This window comes from Peribacillus loiseleuriae, assembly GCF_001183985.1.
GTDB classification, from domain to species: Bacteria; Bacillota; Bacilli; order Bacillales; family DSM-1321; genus Peribacillus; species Peribacillus loiseleuriae.
This window is the reverse complement of record NZ_LFZW01000001.1, coordinates 3558026-3577690: the sequence shown is the minus strand read 5'-3', so window position 1 is coordinate 3577690 and position 19665 is coordinate 3558026. Positions and strand designations below refer to the sequence as shown.

At 36.6% G+C, this 19665-nt stretch carries 19 protein-coding genes; 13 read left to right on the top strand and 6 right to left on the bottom strand.

Annotated elements, in window-relative coordinates:
- The first annotated feature begins 38 nt into the window (after window positions 1–38).
- Entirely contained in the window at window positions 39–1220 is a 1182-nt protein-coding gene (locus tag AC625_RS16660; protein WP_049682303.1) for an MFS transporter, read from the top strand.
- 56 nt (window positions 1221–1276) lie between these two features.
- Here AC625_RS16660 and AC625_RS16655 read toward each other — a convergent pair whose 3' ends face one another.
- Window positions 1277–1495, bottom strand: a complete 219-nt coding sequence (locus tag AC625_RS16655) for a DUF2922 domain-containing protein (RefSeq protein WP_049682302.1) — start codon at window positions 1493–1495, stop codon at window positions 1277–1279.
- A 29-nt stretch (window positions 1496–1524) separates the two neighbouring features.
- Window positions 1525–1743, bottom strand: a complete 219-nt coding sequence (locus AC625_RS16650) for a DUF1659 domain-containing protein (RefSeq protein WP_049682301.1) — start codon at window positions 1741–1743, stop codon at window positions 1525–1527.
- Between the two features lie 548 nt (window positions 1744–2291).
- On the opposite strand from AC625_RS16650, the gene AC625_RS16645 reads away from it, so the two are divergent.
- From AC625_RS16645 to melA, 8 genes are all read left to right on the top strand, one after another.
- Window positions 2292–3623, top strand: a complete 1332-nt coding sequence (locus AC625_RS16645) for a UDP-glucose dehydrogenase family protein (RefSeq protein ID WP_049682300.1) — start codon at window positions 2292–2294, stop codon at window positions 3621–3623.
- Between the two features lie 12 nt (window positions 3624–3635).
- Window positions 3636–4166 (top strand): phosphatase PAP2 family protein, encoded by a 531-nt coding sequence (locus tag AC625_RS16640; protein ID WP_049682299.1) that lies wholly within the window; start codon window positions 3636–3638, stop codon window positions 4164–4166.
- Between the two features lie 82 nt (window positions 4167–4248).
- Window positions 4249–5391: a glycosyltransferase family 4 protein gene (locus tag AC625_RS16635; RefSeq protein ID WP_049682298.1), complete on the top strand. Its 1143-nt coding sequence runs from the start codon at window positions 4249–4251 to the stop codon at window positions 5389–5391.
- Between the two features lie 966 nt (window positions 5392–6357).
- Window positions 6358–7395, top strand: coding sequence for a LacI family DNA-binding transcriptional regulator (locus AC625_RS16625; protein ID WP_049682297.1), 1038 nt, complete (start codon window positions 6358–6360; stop codon window positions 7393–7395).
- A gap of 313 nt (window positions 7396–7708) precedes the next feature.
- Window positions 7709–8971, top strand: a complete 1263-nt coding sequence (locus tag AC625_RS16620) for an ABC transporter substrate-binding protein (protein ID WP_049682296.1) — start codon at window positions 7709–7711, stop codon at window positions 8969–8971.
- Between the two features lie 89 nt (window positions 8972–9060).
- Complete coding sequence (locus tag AC625_RS16615; protein ID WP_049682295.1) at window positions 9061–9987, top strand: carbohydrate ABC transporter permease; 927 nt, start codon at window positions 9061–9063, stop codon at window positions 9985–9987.
- Window positions 9987–10817, top strand: a complete 831-nt coding sequence (locus AC625_RS16610) for a carbohydrate ABC transporter permease (protein WP_049682294.1) — start codon at window positions 9987–9989, stop codon at window positions 10815–10817. The genes AC625_RS16615 and AC625_RS16610 overlap by 1 nt, the downstream gene beginning before the upstream one ends.
- 34 nt (window positions 10818–10851) lie before the next feature.
- On the top strand, window positions 10852–12180 hold the full coding sequence (gene melA / locus AC625_RS16605; RefSeq protein WP_049682293.1) for an alpha-glucosidase/alpha-galactosidase: 1329 nt from the start codon (window positions 10852–10854) through the stop codon (window positions 12178–12180).
- Between the two features lie 184 nt (window positions 12181–12364).
- Here the strand turns inward: melA and AC625_RS16600 are convergent, their stop codons facing one another.
- Window positions 12365–12565 carry a GNAT family N-acetyltransferase gene (locus tag AC625_RS16600; protein ID WP_053178121.1) on the bottom strand — a complete coding sequence of 67 codons (201 nt, stop codon included), beginning with the start codon at window positions 12563–12565 and terminating at the stop codon, window positions 12365–12367.
- Window positions 12566–13687: 1122 nt separating this feature from the next.
- Here AC625_RS16600 and AC625_RS16595 point away from each other — a divergent pair.
- Window positions 13688–14038: a hypothetical protein gene (locus AC625_RS16595; RefSeq protein WP_049682292.1), complete on the top strand. Its 351-nt coding sequence runs from the start codon at window positions 13688–13690 to the stop codon at window positions 14036–14038.
- A gap of 309 nt (window positions 14039–14347) precedes the next feature.
- Here AC625_RS16595 and AC625_RS26890 read toward each other — a convergent pair whose 3' ends face one another.
- Entirely contained in the window at window positions 14348–14569 is a 222-nt protein-coding gene (locus AC625_RS26890; protein WP_245645025.1) for a phosphatase PAP2 family protein, read from the bottom strand.
- 56 nt (window positions 14570–14625) lie between these two features.
- A complete protein-coding gene (gene tatC / locus AC625_RS16590) occupies window positions 14626–15384 on the bottom strand; it encodes a twin-arginine translocase subunit TatC (RefSeq protein WP_049682291.1) in 759 nt (252 codons plus the stop codon).
- Window positions 15385–15669: 285 nt separating this feature from the next.
- On the opposite strand from tatC, the gene AC625_RS16585 reads away from it, so the two are divergent.
- The 3 genes from AC625_RS16585 (at window position 15670) to AC625_RS16575 (ending at window position 18384) form a co-directional block, all read left to right on the top strand.
- Complete coding sequence (locus AC625_RS16585) at window positions 15670–16344, top strand: C40 family peptidase (RefSeq protein ID WP_049682290.1); 675 nt, start codon at window positions 15670–15672, stop codon at window positions 16342–16344.
- A gap of 229 nt (window positions 16345–16573) precedes the next feature.
- Window positions 16574–17779: an MFS transporter gene (locus tag AC625_RS16580; protein WP_049682289.1), complete on the top strand. Its 1206-nt coding sequence runs from the start codon at window positions 16574–16576 to the stop codon at window positions 17777–17779.
- Between the two features lie 41 nt (window positions 17780–17820).
- Window positions 17821–18384, top strand: a complete 564-nt coding sequence (locus tag AC625_RS16575) for a TetR/AcrR family transcriptional regulator (protein ID WP_049682288.1) — start codon at window positions 17821–17823, stop codon at window positions 18382–18384.
- A 485-nt stretch (window positions 18385–18869) separates the two neighbouring features.
- Here the strand turns inward: AC625_RS16575 and AC625_RS16570 are convergent, their stop codons facing one another.
- Window positions 18870–19436, bottom strand: coding sequence for a TetR/AcrR family transcriptional regulator (locus tag AC625_RS16570; protein ID WP_049682287.1), 567 nt, complete (start codon window positions 19434–19436; stop codon window positions 18870–18872).
- Between the last annotated feature and the right edge of the window lie 229 nt (window positions 19437–19665).

The window sequence follows — 19665 nt, the reverse complement described above, 5'->3', positions numbered from 1 at the left end:
CTACAAGAATGATGGGCTAAATAAAGGAAATGGTGATAATGAAAGCTGGAAAAGAAAAATTATGGACGAGGCAATACATAACAATTGTCCTATCGACACTGATTCTATTTATCGGCTTTTATATGCTGACAGCCGGGTTTTCGATACATATTACAGAGATTAGTAAAAATCCAGCTTTAGCTGGGTCGATGACGACGGCTTTTATGATAGCGTCTCTTGTCACCCGCTTTGCGTCAGGAATTCTTATTCAAAAACTGAATATGAAAGTGCTGTTGCTAATTTCGCTTGTGTACTTCATGGGAACGATCGGTTTAAGCTTTCTAAATGATTCTATCGGATATTTGCTTTTCATTCGTGTCCTTCAAGGGGTTGGCTTTTCGATTACCACGGTGTTACTTTTTACATTATCGAGCAGTCTTGTACCAAGTTCACGTTTAGGGGAAGGGCTTGTATTTTTTGCCATGGCAACGAGCATTGGCTTGACAGTGGGAAACATGCTGGCGATATTCCTTCTCGGTCGTTTTTCCTTTAACATGTTGCTACTTGTTATATTTACTCTTGTACTTCTTTCATTTGTTGGTAGCTTATTTATCAAAAAAATCAAAAAAGAGAAGCCTGTTAAAAAGAAAACGTCTAGTGAGCCATTCTACAAATATATGTTTGATCGTCGCGTATTTCTTCCAAGTATCATTGTCTCCTTAAACTATATGGCGATCGCAGGAACCGTGAACTTTATGGGAGCACTAGGGAAGGAGACTCATATTGGCGGCAGTATTTCTCAGTTTTTCACTGTACAAGCGATTACGATGATTATCGTCAGAATCTTTTCAGGGAAAATCTTCGACCGGTTCGGTCATAAAATTTTAATGATACCAGCGACTATATCGGGTGCGATTGGCTTAATCTTGTTAGGGATATCCCATCATATTGGCTTGGTTTTGGTTAGTGGTTTCTTTTTTGGAGTCGCTTATGCAGTCATTCAGCCAACCATTCAAGCTTTGGCCTTAAGCCTCGTCCCACAGGAAAAAAATGCGACAGCTAATTCCATGCTGTTAATTTTTATGGATCTTGGAATGGCAGTTGGCTCTATTGGGCTAGGAAGCATCGTTGGCTTTGTCGGCTACGGGATGACTTTCAGTTACTCTGCCATTTTCATGATTCTCATTTTGATCATCTATCTTATTGGCAATCGAAAATGGGGGGCGTCAAACATTAAATGATCGGCAAAGAGGCCCGAGGCTATCCTAATGAAGGAACAGCTTCGGGCCTCTTTTGATTAATGTACTGCATATTCATCTATATGACGTTCAACAACTCTTGCCCCTTTCGCATTAATGAATGATCCAGACGCTGTTGTGAAAACATTACTCGCGATCATTTCATCCATAGCCGTTTTCACTTTTCCCACATCCACCGGTTCAATAGGGTCGGTAATGGAAAGAGTCGCTGATTTACCGCCTTCGGTTAGAAACAATAATTCTAATGTTTTGGCCATTATCTTCACCCCTTTCTTCATTTAAAAAATTAATGGGATAGAACGGTTGTCTCAATTTGAGCGACTTTTGATAGGGGATACAATTGTAACCCTGCGATCGTCGCTGACGCTTGCAAAATTTCATCTGACGTAGCATCCGTTTTTACATTGGAAAATGATTTACGCTTCACGATCGGCATGCCTTTTTCATCCAAGCCTGTTTCAAACTCTAAGCGAATCGTTACAGCTTCAAGAATTTCGTTTGCCAAGTTACTCACCTCCTTTCACTCTCTTTATAATCGCTAAAATGGAAAAAGTAGTATGGGAAGAAAAGTTTTTAAAAAGGCATTGAAACTGAATGACGGAATTCTCGTTTTTTCTAAGATTTTAAAGCTTACTAAATGAAAAATGGGAGCAACATGTAGAGGAATCGAAAGCAAATAGCAAATTCCGAACCTGCCTGGTGCTAAAAGTAAGCCTAATAAACGCAAATCGAGCGAGATTCAGAATTACGCGCCGGATTGAGTAGTTTACGAGCCAGATTTTGAATTTACGAGCCCAATTGGGCACTTTACCAGCGAGAGCCGTGATTTTCGAGCCGTATTTCGAATTTACGCGCCGGAACCCATACTTTTCGAGCGAGATTGGCAATTTTGGCGCCAGTCTCGAGCAGTTGGTTAGACGAGTGTCATGCCCACGTAATCAATTTATTTGAAATTACAAAATATTTACAATCTCTTAACGCTAGAACAAGAAAAGAATGGACTTTCTTTAATAAAATAAAGAAGAATAAACTTTATTTACGAGGGGGGATTGGATGAATATTACCATTGCTGGAACTGGTTATGTCGGGCTGGTTACGGGTGTTTGTTTAGCTGAATTGGGTCATCAGGTGATATGCTCAGACATTCAAGAAGAGAAGATTGCCATGTTACAATCCGGCCGTTCGCCGATTTATGAACCGGGGGTAGAAGATCTACTTGAAAAAAATGTGGCGTGTGGCAGATTGCATTTTACAACCAACTCACAATATGCCTATGGAAATGCTGAGATTATTTTTATTGCGGTAGGGACGCCAGAGCAACAAGATGGCACGGCGAATTTAGCATACGTGCGTGAGGTCGCCCATTCGATTGCCCAGTTCATGAAGAATGATGTCATTGTTTGTACAAAGAGCACCGTACCTGTTGGAACAAACGATCAAATAAGCGAGATTATTCATCGTCATAAACCTGCAAATCTCCATGCAGAAGTGGTCGCCAATCCTGAGTTTCTTAGAGAAGGATCTGCAGTGGTCGATTTTTTTTACGGAGATCGTATTGTAATTGGTACGGATTGTTCAAAAGCAGCAGCTATTATTGAACAAATCTATCTTCCGCTAGACATTCCGATAATAAAAACAGATCTAAAAAGTGCAGAAATGATTAAATATGCCGCCAATGCTTTTCTGGCAACAAAAATTAGTTTTATCAATGAAATTGCCATGATTTGTGAGAAGGTTGGTGCAAATATAGAAGAAGTAACAAATGGGATTGGCAAAGATCAACGAATTGGTCCTTATTTTCTTCAAGCGGGCATTGGCTATGGAGGGTCTTGTTTTCCAAAAGATACGAAAGCACTTGTTCAGCTCGCTGGAAATAATCAACACTCATTTGATCTTTTAAAGGCTGTTATTGAAGTGAACAATCGTCAAGCATCACTCCCAGTTTCAAAGGCAAAGGAAGTAATCGGATCACTAAAGAGCAAGAAGGTAACGCTGCTCGGCCTGTCGTTTAAGCCGAATACAGATGATGTTCGGCAAGCAGCTTCTTTGAGCATTATCAAGGAATTATTGAAAGAGGGGGCAATCATTACAGCATTTGACCCGATTGCGATGTCAAATGCGCTACAAGTTTTAGGAAACACAATCGAGTATACCCAGGACATTCGGCATGCGCTACTCCATGCGGACGTAGCCATCATTGCGACAGAGTGGGAAGAAATTAAGCAAATTCCATTAGATTTTTTCGAGTTATATATGAAGAAACCAATTGTCATCGATGGGCGAAATTGTTATTCTCTCAAAGAAATTCGCAAACACCGAATTACCTATATTTCGATAGGTAGACCGATTGTTACAAATGATTATAAGAAAAGCGAGACCTATTAATGGAGGCAGACCATGGAAAGAATGTTACTTACCTTTTATGACTTCGAATGTCGATTATTACAGAAAGTAAATCGCCACTTTAACAACAAACATTTAAATTTATTTTTCAGAAATATTACACATTTAGGCGGAGCTACATGTACAATCGCGACTGTGCTGATTCTGATCATCATCCAGACAGGTCCGTCGAGAATGACGGCTATTTCCAGCGCACTAGCTTTAGCAGTAAGTCATATACCGGTTCATATTGTCAAGAAGATTTTCCCAAGAAAAAGACCGTATTTAATCATAGAAAAAACAAATTTTCATGCGAATCCGTTACAAGACCATTCGTTTCCTTCCGGTCATACAACGTCGATTTTTTCAGTTATTATTCCTAATGTCCTTTTTATACCAGTAATTGCATTCATCTTACTTCCTTTAGGCATGCTTGTAGGCTTATCACGGATCTACTTAGGCCTTCATTATCCTTCAGATGTTTTGGCTGGTGTCGTACTTGGGTCATGCATTGGAAGTCTTTGCTATTACTTACTAAGTGTGTAATGCGGTGCCGAGAGGGAAGAAACATACGTAATTATCCTTGTCTTGAATCGGTTCTTATGCTTTTCTAATGAGGAGGAATCTCATGAAGATTGCCATTTTCACAGATACCTTTGATCCAGATATAAATGGCGTGGCCCGTACGCTGAAACGATTTACGGATTATTTAGGGAAACAGAATATTTCTTTTAAAATCTTTGCGCCTAAATCACAATCGGATGAGTATGTAACTAGTCATATACACCGTTTTAAAAGTCTGTCTTTTTTCTTATATCCTGAATGTCGTTTGGCTTTTCCCAATCTAAGTCAAGTCAAATCAGAATTACAGGATTTCTCTCCAGATTTGATTCATGTCGCAACTCCATTTAATATTGGGCTTTGTGGTGCATATTATGCAAAAAAATTAAACATTCCATTAGTCGGCTCCTATCATACCGATTTTGATCATTACTTACAATTTTATAACATGGAATTTCTCTCTAAACTGCTTTGGCGATATATGAATTGGTTTCATCGACCGTTTAAAAAAATCTTTGTGCCATCAAATGATACGCTAGAACACTTAAAACGTCATGGGTTCAAGAATTTGGAGCTTTGGGGTAGAGGTGTCGATTGCAATCTTTATCACCCTTATTATGAAAAAAAAGCGGTACGCAAGCAATATGGCATTCAAAAAAAATACTTGCTTACGTATGTAGGCAGATTAGCTCCTGAGAAAGATGTAAAAACCCTCCTTGCCATCGCAAAATCAATTCCAGCTTACATAAATGAGTACATTCAATGGGTAATCATAGGAGATGGTCCGATGCGTGAAGAGCTTGAAAATGAAGCTCCCGAAAACATGATGTTTACTGGCTATTTAAGAGATGAAAAATTAGCGGAGATTTATGCTGCATCAGATGTATTTGTTTTTCCTTCTTCAACCGAAACATTTGGCAATGTGGTTCTTGAAGCTCTTGCAAGCGGCACTCCCGTCATTTGCGCGAATGCAGGCGGGGTAAAACATATTATTCAAGAAGGGATAACTGGATATTTATGCCAGTCAGGGAATGCGCAGGCATTTACCGATTCGATTTTGCACCTTATTCATCATGTTCAAGTACGGGATCAGATGGGGATAGAAGGAAGAAAGTATGCGGTCTCGCAAAAATGGGATACGATATTTGAACAATTACTTTGGCAATATATGAATGTAATCGAAGAACCGAAGCAACAAAAATTCGCTTAAGTGAGGAAGCAGCTACTTCTAAGAAGGAATCAAGATGTAAAAAGAGAACTATAAGTTTAAGAAAGAGAGGAGCGTAGGTTATGCAATTTCTTACAAAAAGAAAGGGATTAACAATAATATTTGGTGGCCTTTTGTTAATAATACTTTCCATCCCCTTTGTTATCAGATATCTCCTTAATAATGGTAACCCTTATGACAAATATCTCGTCAATAAGTATATCCCACTTTACTTAGAAAAATGGGTTATTCAGAAGATGATATTATGAAACAATCGTATATACAGCCCAAACATAGCATCAATTATGATGTCTATCAAGGTCACATAAGGTGTTTTTAAAGACGAACCTCAGTTTGAATATCTTTATGGTGTAACAAAAAGAGGGAAGGAAGTTATCCAATTTTGTGAAAAAGAATCCTTAATTGCAGAGAACCATTATGGAGATATGATTACGACGAAAACGAATCATAGTGAAATCGGGTATTTGGACAATAGAGATTAATCGCAAATGTCTAAGTTCCAGCTGCGACACAGAAGTTCTATTGGCTTTTCGGCATGAAAAATTAAATGAATTTTAGTAGAGCATCTATATTCAGCTAACTTGGGCGATCTTCAATAAAGAAGGTCGCCCTTTATTTATTGCGATAACGACCAAAGAAATAAATATGAACTGTTTAAGGAGTAAAGGATAAGTGATTAGTAAAACTTTATCGGAAGATTACTCCGATTTTCATTTAGTTGAAAGGAATTTCAGTGAATTTTACTAAAGTTAAATGAGTGCCTTTCGAATGAAGTTATATTAATACGGAAAAAATGTCCATTTTTCATAAAAAATAGATAGAATTTTCTAAAAAAAGTATTGAAAGCGTTTTAAATTATTGGTATTATTTACGTAACAAGTAAATATTCAGTAAAAGATAGTGATAATATTAGTTTGATGTTTACTGAATGAAGTGAAGGAGTCTGAAATGGCAACAATCAAAGATATTGCAGTTCGTGCAAATGTGTCAAGTGCAACTGTATCTAGAGTTTTAAATAATGACCCTACACTTTTAGTCACTGATGAAACGAGAAACCGGATCGTAGAAGTTTCAAAGGAACTGGACTATACGACTGTGAGAAAGCGGAGAAATGTAAAAAGGCTTGAGAGTGTAAGAAGTCCTAGGGTTGGCATCATTTTAACATGTTCATTGGAAGAGGAAGAAGATGGTGTGGATGACCCTTACTTTACTTCTATTAGGCAAGGTGTAGAGAGTGAGTGTTTAAATCAGGGGATTTACACGAACAAGATTATTCGGTCTTCTGATTCAAGTCAAGAGCAAATCATGGAAGATATAGATGGTTTGATTGTGATCGGCGGGATGAACCTTAATCTATTAAATCGAGTAAAAGCTACTATAGATCATATCGTATTTATTAATTACTCACCAGATGAGGATCATTATGATTCGGTCGTTGTAGATTTTAGAAAAGCAACAACGAGTGCCATGGAACACTTATTGAATCAAGGGTTTAAGGAGATTGGTTATATCGGCGGAAGAGAGAGAGCGAAATCTTTAGATAACAATTTAGTAATTGGGGATATGCGCTTAACAGTATTTGAAGAAATTATGAAAGCAAAAGGGATGTATCGGGGCGATCAAGTGTTTATTGGCGAATATTCAATGACGCAAGGATATATGTTGATGAAAGAAGCAATTCTTAAGGGGAATCTACCTGAAGCCTTTTTTATCGCGAGTGATTCGATGGCGATAGGGGCTCTGCGCGCAATTCAAGAGGCACATTTAAAGGTGCCAGAAGATGTGGCCATTGTTAGCTTCAATGATATCCAAGTGGCGAAATTTGCAAGTGTACCATTAACGTCAGTCAAGGTTTATACAGAGCAATTGGGAAGAGAAGGTGTGAAGTTGTTGTTAGACAGAATTAATGGGAGGGAAATTCCTCTGAAAGTGACTGTCCCTACTAAATTAGTGATTCGTGAAAGCTGCGGAGGAAAAATAAACTAGATTCGAAAAGGTTTCATTGTTTCAGACCTAATATGCTTTTATTAAATGCTTCACTATTAAGGAGGTGAGGAACTGGCAGTTTGTGAGTATAAAAAAAGAGATGAAAAGCCATAGAAAGAGATAAACATCCATTTGGCAGAATAGATGTTTATCAACGATCTTTCAGTTAACTTTTCCATCTCTACTATTCTCAATAAGAGAAAAGAACTAGATCTCTATTATATGTTAACTTCATCCGTTTTAGCAAAAAATAATGTGTTACTAGTTACCGAAAGAACCATTTATTTTACTAAGAAAATAGGGGAGAAATACGATGAAAAAGTATCTGAATATGTTCTTGCTTATAGTAGCTTTCAGTTTAATTGTTTCGGGATGCTCAAGAAGTTCATCAAATAAGACTGGTGGAGCGGACGGTACAATCACATTATCTCTTTTCTCATCGATGAATAATGAAGGGGAAAAAAAGGCATTTGCAAGTGTTGTTGCCAAGTTCGAAGAGGCAAATCCTAAAATAAAGATTGAAGTGAATTCGCCTGGAGATTATGAAGATATGCTTCGTGTCAAGATGGCTGCGAATGATATGCCAGATTTATTTGATACACATGGCTGGTCACAGCTTCGATATGGTGAATATGTCACCGATTTAAAGGATATGGATTGGGTCGCGAATCTTGATCCAGCGCTAAATCAAATTATTAAGGATGAACAAGGAAAAGTGTATGCGTTTCCATTAAATCAAGCAAAAGATGGGATTAGCTATAATGTTGATGTGTTAGACGAGTATGGCATTGAACCACCGGCAACGTTAGATGAGTTTATGGAAGCTTTAGAAACAGTTAAAGAAAAAAGCGATGGAGAAGTTACACCATTATGGATTCCTGGTAGTGACAAATCTAATATTGCTCAAATTTTTGACGAGTTTGCGACACCATTACTGATTACCGATCAGAAGAATAGCTATGGCGATCAATTAGTAGATGGAACATTTGACTGGAATAATTACACGCTGCTCGCTGAAAAAATGAAAGAAATGCAAGACAAAGGGTTGTTAAATGAAGATGTTTTAACAGCTCAATTGCAACAAGCAACGGAGTTAATTGCCCAAAATAAGATTGCTTTCACGTTTGTTGCAGGCTCACTTGGTCCTGATGCAACCGAATTAAACCCAGATGTAAAAATAGGGACGATGCCAATACCTGCGATTCATGAAGGAGATCAGCCAAGTTGGATTGGCGGTGAGCGTCATACTTTAGCGATATTTAAAAACACAAAGCATGCGGATGAGGCAAGACGTTTTCTTGATTTTATCGCTCAACCAGAAAATATTAAAACGATTGCTGAAGGTACATCAGCACCAGATGCTTTAACGACTGTTGATGCGGAAAACTATTTCTCTAAATACTATAAAGAATTTGAGGATATTGATGTACAACCTTACTTTGATCGTGTGTATTTACCAAGTGGCATGTGGGATGTTATGGGGACGACGGGTCAAGAATTGCTTTCAGGTAGCTTAACGCCTGAAAAGTTATCGAAAAAAATGGGCGAAGAATATAATCGTTTAAGAAAACAGTAGCTACGTGTATGAATAAGGGAGTTATTGAAGGATGGCGACTCCCTTATCCACCATAACGCTTTAGCGCGTCTAAATAAGGAGTTGATATGATGAGCGAACTAGTAGCGAGAAGAAAGGTAGCCGTTGCCAAGAAAGCACCGAAGCGAAAAGAGAAAAAGCCATCTTCTCTTTGGTGGATGTACACACCAAGCTTGGTCATCGTTTTTCTGTTTATTTTATATCCATTTTTAAATGGGATTCAGTTATCGTTTACGAATTGGAACGGTTTTTCGCAAAGTTATGATTGGGTAGGTTTTGACCAATACAAACGAATGTTTACAGATCCTACAACGTGGCTCGTTGTCAAAAATACCTTACTTTACGGAATGGGTAGTACCATTTTGCAAAATATTATTGGCTTATTATATGCGTTATTGCTAAATCAAAGCATTCGAATGAAAGCCATTACCCGAACGGTGATTTATCTTCCGGTTATTATTAGTCCGTTAATCATGGGATATATTTGGTACTTTTTCTTTGCTTATCAAGGTGGAGCACTGAATGACGTCTTGCTTTTCTTAGGCTTAGAAAAAATCAATGCATTAGCAAATCCGGAGTGGAATACGTGGATCATCGTATTTGTCAATACATATCAATATGTGGGCGTTGCTATGATTATTTATTTAGCGGGGTTACAAAGCATCTCAAAAGATTATTATGAAGCAGCGCAAATTGATGGTGCCTCTGCCCTTCAGCAATTTAAAAATATTACCCTCCCTTTGTTAATGCCATCCATCACGATTAATATGGTGCTCAATATTATCGGTGGTTTGAAATTATTTGATGTAATTATTGCCTTAACGGGTGGAGGACCAGGAAATGCCTCGCAATCGATGTCAACGTTTATGTATGATCTGTATTTTAAAAGACAGGATGCTGGTTATGCAGCCACGCAAGGTGTTTTTATGGCTGTGATCATCCTTATTTTAAGCTTAGCTGCTCTCGTTTACTTTAGACGAAAAGAGGTCGAAGCATAATGACATACACAGACAAGAAAAAGAAACGATTGTTTGCTGGGTTAGCCATTTTCATTACGCTCGTTCATATCATTCCTTTCTATATTTTAATTACGACTTCTTTAAAAGCGAAAGGTGATTTTAGTTCAAAATGGGCTTTTCCTGAGCAAATAAGTTTCGAAAACTTTTCCGAGGCGTGGGAACTTACCAACTTAGGGAATTCGTTTATCAATTCGGCCATTATCACACTGTTTTCGGCCGTATTATTGATCGTGTTAGGATCAATGGCCGCCTATCCACTGGCACGTCGGCAAACAAAATTAAATAAGTTTTTTTACTTCTTATTTATCGCCATTATGATTATCCCACCATTGACTGCGTTAGTACCTTTGTACAATTTGGTTGTCGATTTTGGCATGATGAATACGTATGAAGTGGCGATTTTCAATAATGTTGCCGCGTTTATGCCATTAACGATCTTTTTATATGCAGGCTTCATTCGGTCAACGATACCAAAGGAATTAGAAGAAGCTGCAAAGATTGATGGGGCTAGTACGTTAGGGATTTTCTTTAGAATCGTGTTTCCGTTGTTAAAACCAATAACCGCATCGATTCTGATTATATCTTGTGTATACATTTGGAATGATTACCAGTTTGCGATCTTCTTCTTACAAGATAGTGCTATGCATACATTAACCGTTTCTTTAGCTAATTTCTTTGGTTCCAATCAAAATAAACTAAACTTAGTAGCAGCAGCAGCCTTAATGTCGATGTTACCAATGACCATTTTATTTTTATTCTTACAAAAATACTTCATTAAAGGGTTAGCAGCGGGTTCAGTAAAAGGTTAATCATAAAAACAGGGATAAGGAAGGAAGATGAAATATGTCTAAAATTACATTTATTGGAGCAGGAAGTACCATTTTTGCTAAAAACGTTCTAGGAGATTGTTTGTTTGTACCAGCATTAGCTGGGTTTGAGTTTGCCCTTTTCGATATCGATGAGCAACGTCTAAAAGACTCTGAAAATATGTTGAATAATTTAAAGCAAAACTACAATAGCAATGTAACGATTCAATCATACTCTGATCGAAAAGAAGCGCTAAATGGAGCGAAATATGTGATAAATGCGATCCAGGTTGGTGGCTACAAACCTAGTACTGTAATCGACTTTGAAATACCTAAAAAATACGGTTTACAGCAAACGATTGCTGATACGACGGGGATTGGCGGGATTTTCCGAGCACTACGAACCATTCCAGTGATGTTGGATTTTGCAAAGGATATTGAAGAGGTTTGTCCGGATGCCCTTTTCTTAAATTACACAAATCCGATGGCAAGTTTAACCGGTGCGATGCTGCGCTACACAAACGTGAAAACGATTGGATTATGCCATAGTGTTCAAGTTTGTACTGAGCATTTGTTCAGAGACTTGGAAATGGACCATGAAGGAATTGAAGAACGGATCGCTGGTATTAACCATATGGCATGGCTATTAGAGGTCAAACGAGATGGCAAGGATTTATATCCAGAAATCAAACGTCGGGCGAAGGAAAAACAAAAACACAAGCATGATGATATGGTTCGCTACGAATTAATGGATAAGTTTGGCTACTATATTACGGAATCTTCTGAGCATAATGCAGAGTATCACCCATATTTTATCAAGAGTAACTATCCTGAGCTGATTGAAAGATTCAATATTCCGCTTGATGAATATCCGCGTCGTTGTGTTTCTCAACTTGAGAGCTGGGAATCGATGCGCGAAGATATGGTGAACAACAGTCAGCTAACACATACTCGTTCACAGGAGTATGGCTCAAGAATTATTGAGGCAATGGAGACAAATGTTCCGTTCAAATTTGGTGGAAATGTATTAAATACAGGTCGTTTGATTAGTAATCTTCCGGAAAATGCAGTTGTTGAGGTACCGTGTGTTGTCGATCGCAATGGCATTATGCCGACCTACATCGGTGATCTACCCGAGCAACTAGCTGCACTTAACAGGACAAATATTAATACACAACTCCTCACTATCGAGGCAGCGATTACTGGAAAACGAGAGCATGTGTACCAAGCGGCTATGCTTGATCCACACACAAGCTCAGAACTATCAATGGACGACATTATCTCCATGTGTGATGAAATGATTGAAGCACATGGTGATTGGTTGCCACAGTTTACGAAAAAAGAATCTAAGGCTTATATGAAATAAGAATTTTCGAGTGGTTTAGAGGTTGTCTTAAAAAGGGTCAGACCACGCACTACATATACCGTTCATAGTGATACTTATGCTTAAGTTGAACGGTATAAATAGTTGCGGGGTCTGACCCTTTCGCTCTAAATACTAAAATCTTAAATAGAAGTTCTCTAGGTAAACCATCCATTTCACAAAGTCTTTACAATTCAAAGCCCATTTTCATTAATATTTTTCTAGACGGAAGATTATTAGGGGCAATTATTGCTGTTATTCTTTTCAAATTAATAACCTTGGTTCTTTCTAGCAAAATTTTTGCGATGTTACTGTCAAATCCTTTTCCAACATGTTTTGGCAGTAACGTATAACCTAATTCAGCCCCGTCTTTATTTTCTTCATTCATAGTTAAATTACCTGAATCTAAAAATCATTTATTTCATTGTCATAAACTTTTTAAATTTTAAAGAAATCAATGTTTTTTATGTGTAGCCCTACTTTAAAGAGGAAGTTTTCTTAGACATAAAGCAGTGAAAGAAATTACAAGTTTGTTTCTTTTGTTAAGAACAGATAACAATTCGATTACAAATAGAAAATATTGAATGAATCGACAAAATTTTAAAAATAGCTTGTTTATAATGGCTTTAGTTTTAAAAGAAGGGAGTTGAAAATCCCCGTAATTAAATATTTGTGATGATAACTTTGAATGAGGAGCAAAATGGTATTTAAAGCATATTGGAAACTATCAGCTCTTGCCCTTTGCGTGATGCTTACCGCCGCCTGTAGCAAGATATGAAAGAAGATAAGAATCCCTAAGAAGAGCCTGCAAATGTTGAGAGGAATCCAGAAGAACCTACTAACTAATGATTTTGGCTTCATGTAATAGGATCCAGTTAAAAACGAATCGTGTAATAAAAACTAGTTGGGATTATATTTTACCCACTATTTGAATAAACTAGTTGGCTTTAGAAAATAGCTTGATTCTAGCTGACTATCAGAAAAAGGAAACTTTCATCTTTTTACCAATCATTTACCGACGATTATGTTGATTATTCAGTTCTTTTAGTAGCGAGCAAGCCAAGTTTCTAGGTCATCAAGTGTCAATATATCGTGTACAAAATGTTGATAGAATTCCCTAGCTCACAACAACTCGATCTCTTGCGTTACGATTCGTCACGGCAAGAAAAGGAGAACAAGGTAAGCTAAGAAGGAGTCGCGATGGAAATTTTACTCTATTTAAGTATATATCTTTCGGGTGCACTTTCTGTTCTATGGCTAATCACTATCGTTTTTGACTTATTTCTGGAGTAATAGGCTAAGAATAAGAGAAACATCCGTTTTTTTGTGGAAAAGGGTAGGGCTTCGCAAAATCAGCACCGCAACGCCACCTTCATAAGGTCATACAATTTAAGAGCCTGAACCTTTTTCATCGCTTTAGTTTTAGAGCAGACGTTCATGGATGATATGTTCCATTTATTAAGAACTTACTAGATTAGTTTGAAACGGTTGATTGGAAGGAGAACAGGAAATGCGTAATGATACTAAGCTTCTAGAAGAAAAGGAAAGAAAATTAGCCCGATTTATGGAAACGCAATCAACGGAAGAAGTGTTTAAAGAAGTTCAGGAATACGTGCCATCCCTTCGTTCTAGCTCAGATGTTCTTCGTAAGCTGAGTGAAATGAAGCTGCCACCCCCTGTCATAAAAACTCTCATTTATTACGTACTTGCTACTGACAAACAAAAGTTCGTGACTGATAAACTACTAGCGTTAGCTAATCTATGCAGAAAATTGAACATACAGGATGCCCAGGAAGCTATTACCTTTTTTAAACAATACTATTCATTTCACACTCAAATCAGTCAAGAAGGTATCTCATAAGAATTCGACCCTTTGCTTAGAAATTCTTTAAAACAAAAAAAGAAGGAAACGGTATGTGAATTCGTTTCCTTCTTTTGTGGAAAAAGCGGTGGGGCTTCGCAAAATCAACACCGCACTGTCCCCTTCATAAGGAGATACAAATCTTAGAACCTGAACCTTTTTCATTGTCTTAGTTGGGATTAGATGCTCATGGATATTTTTTTAAAGTTTTAAGTTCGAGAAGATTTATTAGATCTGTTTCTTTTGCCAAAAATCGAGTCATAGGTAAAAATAATCCAGTTTATCATTCCAGGCAAGAAAATTCCCACTTCAATTTTGTGAAGCGCAATGCCCAAAAGTAAGTGGTGGGTAGTTCAAAAGTGAGTCGAATAATCTTGATAATTTCACAATCGTATAAGAAACGACAACTGTGACCATTAAACTGCCTACTACGTCAAACGGATAATGAAGTCCCGCCCAGATGCGAGAAAAACCGGCTAATAGAGCTAAAATAAATATGGGGATCCCGATGCTTTTATAATGTGAAACCACCCATTTGATGGTCCTTTCAATATACTTAAAAATCAAATTTTCAATCAACTCAACGTTTACTTTGGAGATTCATTATTAGTTAATTCTTTTGTATTTGTCAATTTTATATCTCTTTGCTTTCGTTTATAAACGAACTTAGATAGAAAAACGCTTATTTCATAGATAAGAATTAATGGGATAGCTACCGAAATATGAGAAATAAATTCAGGTGGAGAGATCATAGAAGCAATAACCACCAAAATAAAATAGGCATATTTTCTTAATTTAGCGATCGTATAAGGATTTACAATTCCAAGTGTCGTTAAAAACATCATGATGAGTGGTAGTTCAAATGCGATACCAAATGGTAAAGTAATATTGATTAAAAAGCTGAAGTATTTATCTGCCGTGAAAGATGTTGTCATTAAGTCGCTACTTAAATTGAGAAGAAAACGTAAGATGTTTGGAAATATGAAGTAGTAGCCAAATGCTAATCCGCAAATAAATAGAATAAATAGCCCCGGTATATAGGCTAAAACTGCTTTTCTTTCATGTGGCTTTAAAGCAGGACGTACAAACAACCAAATTTGCCAGGCTGCAACTGGAATCGTTCCTGCAATAGCTACAATGGACGCAATGTGAAAATAAATCCACATAATATCACTAGGTCCCAAGATCAGCAATTTGTAATCAAGATTTCCCATGAAAAAGAAGTAAATCTTTTTTACAAATATAAAACCAATTATTAGAAATACGAAGAAAGCTAAAGCAGAAATGATCAGTCTTTTACGTAACTCATCTAGATGCTCGATTACATCAAAATTTTTTTCAGTCAAAGTAATCCGCCATGCCTTTCTGTTAAAAATTAATTGACTTATCCTTCTTGAATAATAGCCTACTTATTTTGTTCCTTCAATTCTTATTTTATCGTAATCTATTGCTTCCCATGTTGTTTTTATACGATAAGAGGGACTATGCTGTCGTAGATTACAAGTATTTTGTCCTATTTGCACGCTTTTTGCACAATTTTGTAATGAAAATGTAAACAAAGGTATATATGTCTGTCACGTTATGATGATAAAATCAAAGAAAAAGAGATTTTATCGGAGGAAATATAGTACATGAAAAAGATTATTGCATCATTTGCATTGACTGGCTTATTGCTTTCAAATCCAATCGTTAGTCATGCTGCATTGGGTGATCAAACATTAAAAAGTGGAATGACTCATATAGAAGTTCAACAATTACAAGAGGTTTTAAAGTCGAAAGGCTACTTCACCAATCAAAAAACGACAACATACTTTGGTACAGCTACTGAAAGTGCAGTAAAAAAGTTTCAAGCAAGCAAGGGATTGAAAGCGGATGGTGTTGTCGGTGCAAATACATATAAATTATTGGGAGTAACAAAAGCAGCTCAAGTGAATAATAGTTCGTCGAATCAATCGAGCGAATTGGTTAAAGTAGCGAAGAAACAATTAAATGTCCGGTATGTATGGGGAGGAACTACGCCTAAAGGTTTTGATTGCAGCGGCTTCCTTTCGTATGTGTATAAAGAAAGTGAAAATGTCAGTTTACCAAGAACGGTCTCTGGTATTTATAAAAAGGGCGTAAAAGTATCCAAGCCACAAGTCGGCGATGTAGTCTTTTTTGAAACATATCAGTCTGGTGCTTCACATGCAGGGATTTATATCGGGGGTAATCAATTCATACATAGCTCCTCATCAAATGGCGTGAGCATTAGTTCTTTGAATAACAGTTATTGGTCTGCAAGATATATAGGAGCAAAACGAATATAATGATAGACATGGAAGCCAGTCTTTTTAAAGACTGGCTCTGTTTTTAATATGGTGCCTGCCCCCCGATACGCTAAAGCTTTAGCATATCGGGGGGCAGGCACCTCTTTACATATTGGACAAACAGGATAGTTTACCTAAAATTCTAAATATTCCGCTTTACAAACTGACCCAGGTCATGTAAAGTGTGTGTTGTATCTTAGCGATATAATTTATAATGCGAGGGATTTATATGACCGTTCTTACAAAACAAACTTCAAAGGTCAAGCTATGGAGTCGTTCTTTTATTTTTGTTATGTTGGCTAATGCATTATTATTTGGGGCTTTTGAGATGTTGCTTCCGACCTTACCTCTATTTGTTTCAGATATTGGAGGAGATGCTACACAGATTGGATTAGTGACAGGAATATTTGTATTTTCAGCTATTCTCATTCGACCATTTGCAGGTGTTCTTGCTACAAAAATGGATAAGAAATATTTATTAATAATCGGTATTGCTATATGTGCCCTTTCTACAGGCGCATACTACCTATCGTCAGGTATATCGATCATGCTTCTTGTAAGAGTCATTCATGGTTTTGGTTTTGGCTTGGCCACAACCTATTTTACAACCATCGCAGCTGAAAGCATTCCAGAGGAACGCCGTGGAGAAGGAATTGGGTATTTCGGTGTTGGAGAGACGATAGCCATGTCTGTTGGGCCACTTATAGGGGTTAGTATCTTACAAACCTATCATTTCCAGAGTTTATTTATGAGCTGTATGGCTATCACATTATTAGCCTTATTAATCGCCGTATTCATTTCTAGAAAGCCTAAGTCAGCAAATAACTTAGGAAACGAAAATACTCCAACCACTATTTTCAAATTAATAGAAAAACGAGTTTTATTTCCGGCCATTCTCATTTTTCTGGCGGGAATAAGCGCAGGTGGAATCATATCCTTTTCTGCTTTATACGCAATCGATAAAGGTTTTGAAAATGTTGCATGGTTTTTCTTCATGGTAGCTGCTGCTGGTTTTCTAGTGAGGTTGGTTTCTGGAAAAATGTTTGACAACCTAGGACCTGCATCCGTTTTAATACCTGCTGGAATGATTACCATTGCTGGTTTTATTGTACTAATAGTTGCTCAAAATGAGTTTCAGTTTCTCATTGCAGGGTTCCTGTATGGATTTGGGTTTGGAGCTATTTTCCCTGCCCTTCAAACAGTATGTTTGAATCTAGTTGAAGAACAAGATCACGAAAATGCGATAGGTACATTTTTCAATTTCTTTGATTTAGGGATTGGTGGAGGCTCTCTTCTACTTGGAGTTGTTGCAGAGTCCTTTTCCTATCAGGCTATATTTTATGTTTCAATCGGGTCTTATGTATTGTATCTACTTGTATATGTAACTTATACTTCTTTCAACATACAAATTAGAAAGAAGAGAAAAATAGTATAGAGAAAGAGGCTCCAATTTTATTTTTACTAAGGGAGGTCAAGATGAGTAAAGAAAAGATAAAAAAAATAGCAATTAAACATTTTAATCAATATGGATACGAGGGAACGAAAATGGCCCAGATTGCGGAAGATGCAGGAATGAGAAAGCAGTCTCTTTCTTATCACTATTCGACCAAAAAGGATTTATTTTTTGAATTATACAAAGAAGTCATAGAAGAAGAGCAAGCGTTTATCAATCATTATTTTGAGGTTCATGTAGAGGAACTTTTAGAAGTACAGCTGTATAATTTATTAACGGAGCATAAAAATCGTTTTCTAACAAACCCTAACGTAACGTTTCTGTATATGTTTTCCTTTTTTTCTCCACTAGAAGCTTATGAATTTATATCCTCTCAATACGGTATTTATCTTGGAACGCTGAAAGAAGCTATTAACGCTTGTTTTGCTAAACATACATTTCGACGAAGCTCTGAAGAATGTACCATTGCCTTTGTAACTCTATTAGATGGGCTTGATATTCAGTTAGTTTATGTACCTAATCACATGTATGAAAAAGTACAACAGATTACTTGGGATATTTTTTGGAATGGCATTCAGATGAAATAAGTTTATTTATCTTCGTATTTGTACTATAAAGAATGAATAGAACTGCCTATAGTAAAATGACAATAAAGTTATTTAATCTTAAAAACTTAAACAAGCATAACCCCGTTCTAAATTTAGGACGGGGTTAAAAATATAGTTGTTTAACTTTTGATGTAAGATACTTCACTATACTAAAAAATATAACAATAAGTCGTTTAAAAATCTAAGTTTTATTAAACAATTGCGCCCGATTGTTAAAGATCCTTGCAAAACTTTATTCAAGATAAGCACCATTTGTTGAATAAGAAGGAATATCCTATAAAATCCTAATTAGCTCACGAATACTACCTATACCACTACCTATACCACTACCTAGAGCACTGCCAATAAAGTAGTATGAGTCATATACAATATTGCAAAATTCTGCAAGTATTGATTAACACTATAAAAAGATGATTTCTGTTTGGAGTCATTTTTTTTATTTGCAGCTGTTCGGGCTTCGACATTCACGGATTGAAAAGTTGATTTCTTTCAAAAATGTTCCATAATTGTTGTGCCATAAATTGAGGAGAATGTGGCATATCATTTTTAATCCACCACTCAACTGTTCCGACAAAAGCAGATGCCATAAATTGAATGTCAACATCTTTGTTATATTCTTGATTAATCTTTCCCGTATTAATTAGCTCGTTAATTCCATTTATGCTCATTCGTATCATCTTATCATGAAAACAAGATATACCTTTATTAGATAGCATAGAGGAGTAAAGTAAATAATTTTCTTCAAAATATTTAAACATAGGCAGTAGGGAATGAAAGATATTTAATCTTTCTTCCCCTGTTTTTGTTGAAGTACAGAAATTTAACATATTACCTAAATGTTCATCGATGCATTTGTCTAACAAATCAAATTTGTCCGTATAGTGAAGATAAATTGTTCCTCGATTAATATTGGCTCTCTCCGAGATATCATTGATAGTAATTTTGTTGAAATCCCGTTCAGACATCAATTGAATAAAGGCATTATTGATTGCCTCCTTGGTCTTCATTATTCTTCTATCCACTTTCGGCATTCCGTATGACCACCTTCTTTATGATAATTAACAAATTCACAACTTTTGTTTATTAATGAACAAAAATTAAAATTTTAACGATTGAGTTTTTTCTTGTGCTCTTTATAATATTAACCAACAGCTGTTAATTATTCAACAACTGTTGATTAAAGTGAGTGATTAGTAAATTGAGCTTCAAAAACATGGGAAACATAAATTTTCTGGGAAAACACAAAATAGAGAGAAAATT

Coding starts and splice junctions, on each gene's coding strand:
- AC625_RS16655 (WP_049682302.1), bottom strand. CDS start 1,495: ATGGCCAAAACATTAGAATTATTGTTTCTAACCGAAGGCGGTAAATCA.
- AC625_RS16580 (WP_049682289.1), top strand. CDS start 16,574: ATGACCGTTCTTACAAAACAAACTTCAAAGGTCAAGCTATGGAGTCGT.
- AC625_RS16570 (WP_049682287.1), bottom strand. CDS start 19,436: ATGCCGAAAGTGGATAGAAGAATAATGAAGACCAAGGAGGCAATCAAT.
- AC625_RS16645 (WP_049682300.1), top strand. CDS start 2,292: ATGAATATTACCATTGCTGGAACTGGTTATGTCGGGCTGGTTACGGGT.
- AC625_RS16600 (WP_053178121.1), bottom strand. CDS start 12,565: ATGAATGAAGAAAATAAAGACGGGGCTGAATTAGGTTATACGTTACTG.
- AC625_RS16660 (WP_049682303.1), top strand. CDS start 39: ATGAAAGCTGGAAAAGAAAAATTATGGACGAGGCAATACATAACAATT.
- AC625_RS16585 (WP_049682290.1), top strand. CDS start 15,670: ATGAAAAAGATTATTGCATCATTTGCATTGACTGGCTTATTGCTTTCA.
- AC625_RS16610 (WP_049682294.1), top strand. CDS start 9,987: ATGACATACACAGACAAGAAAAAGAAACGATTGTTTGCTGGGTTAGCC.
- AC625_RS16615 (WP_049682295.1), top strand. CDS start 9,061: ATGAGCGAACTAGTAGCGAGAAGAAAGGTAGCCGTTGCCAAGAAAGCA.
- melA (WP_049682293.1), top strand. CDS start 10,852: ATGTCTAAAATTACATTTATTGGAGCAGGAAGTACCATTTTTGCTAAA.
- AC625_RS16625 (WP_049682297.1), top strand. CDS start 6,358: ATGGCAACAATCAAAGATATTGCAGTTCGTGCAAATGTGTCAAGTGCA.
- AC625_RS16635 (WP_049682298.1), top strand. CDS start 4,249: ATGAAGATTGCCATTTTCACAGATACCTTTGATCCAGATATAAATGGC.
- AC625_RS16595 (WP_049682292.1), top strand. CDS start 13,688: ATGCGTAATGATACTAAGCTTCTAGAAGAAAAGGAAAGAAAATTAGCC.
- AC625_RS16640 (WP_049682299.1), top strand. CDS start 3,636: ATGGAAAGAATGTTACTTACCTTTTATGACTTCGAATGTCGATTATTA.
- AC625_RS16620 (WP_049682296.1), top strand. CDS start 7,709: ATGAAAAAGTATCTGAATATGTTCTTGCTTATAGTAGCTTTCAGTTTA.
- AC625_RS16575 (WP_049682288.1), top strand. CDS start 17,821: ATGAGTAAAGAAAAGATAAAAAAAATAGCAATTAAACATTTTAATCAA.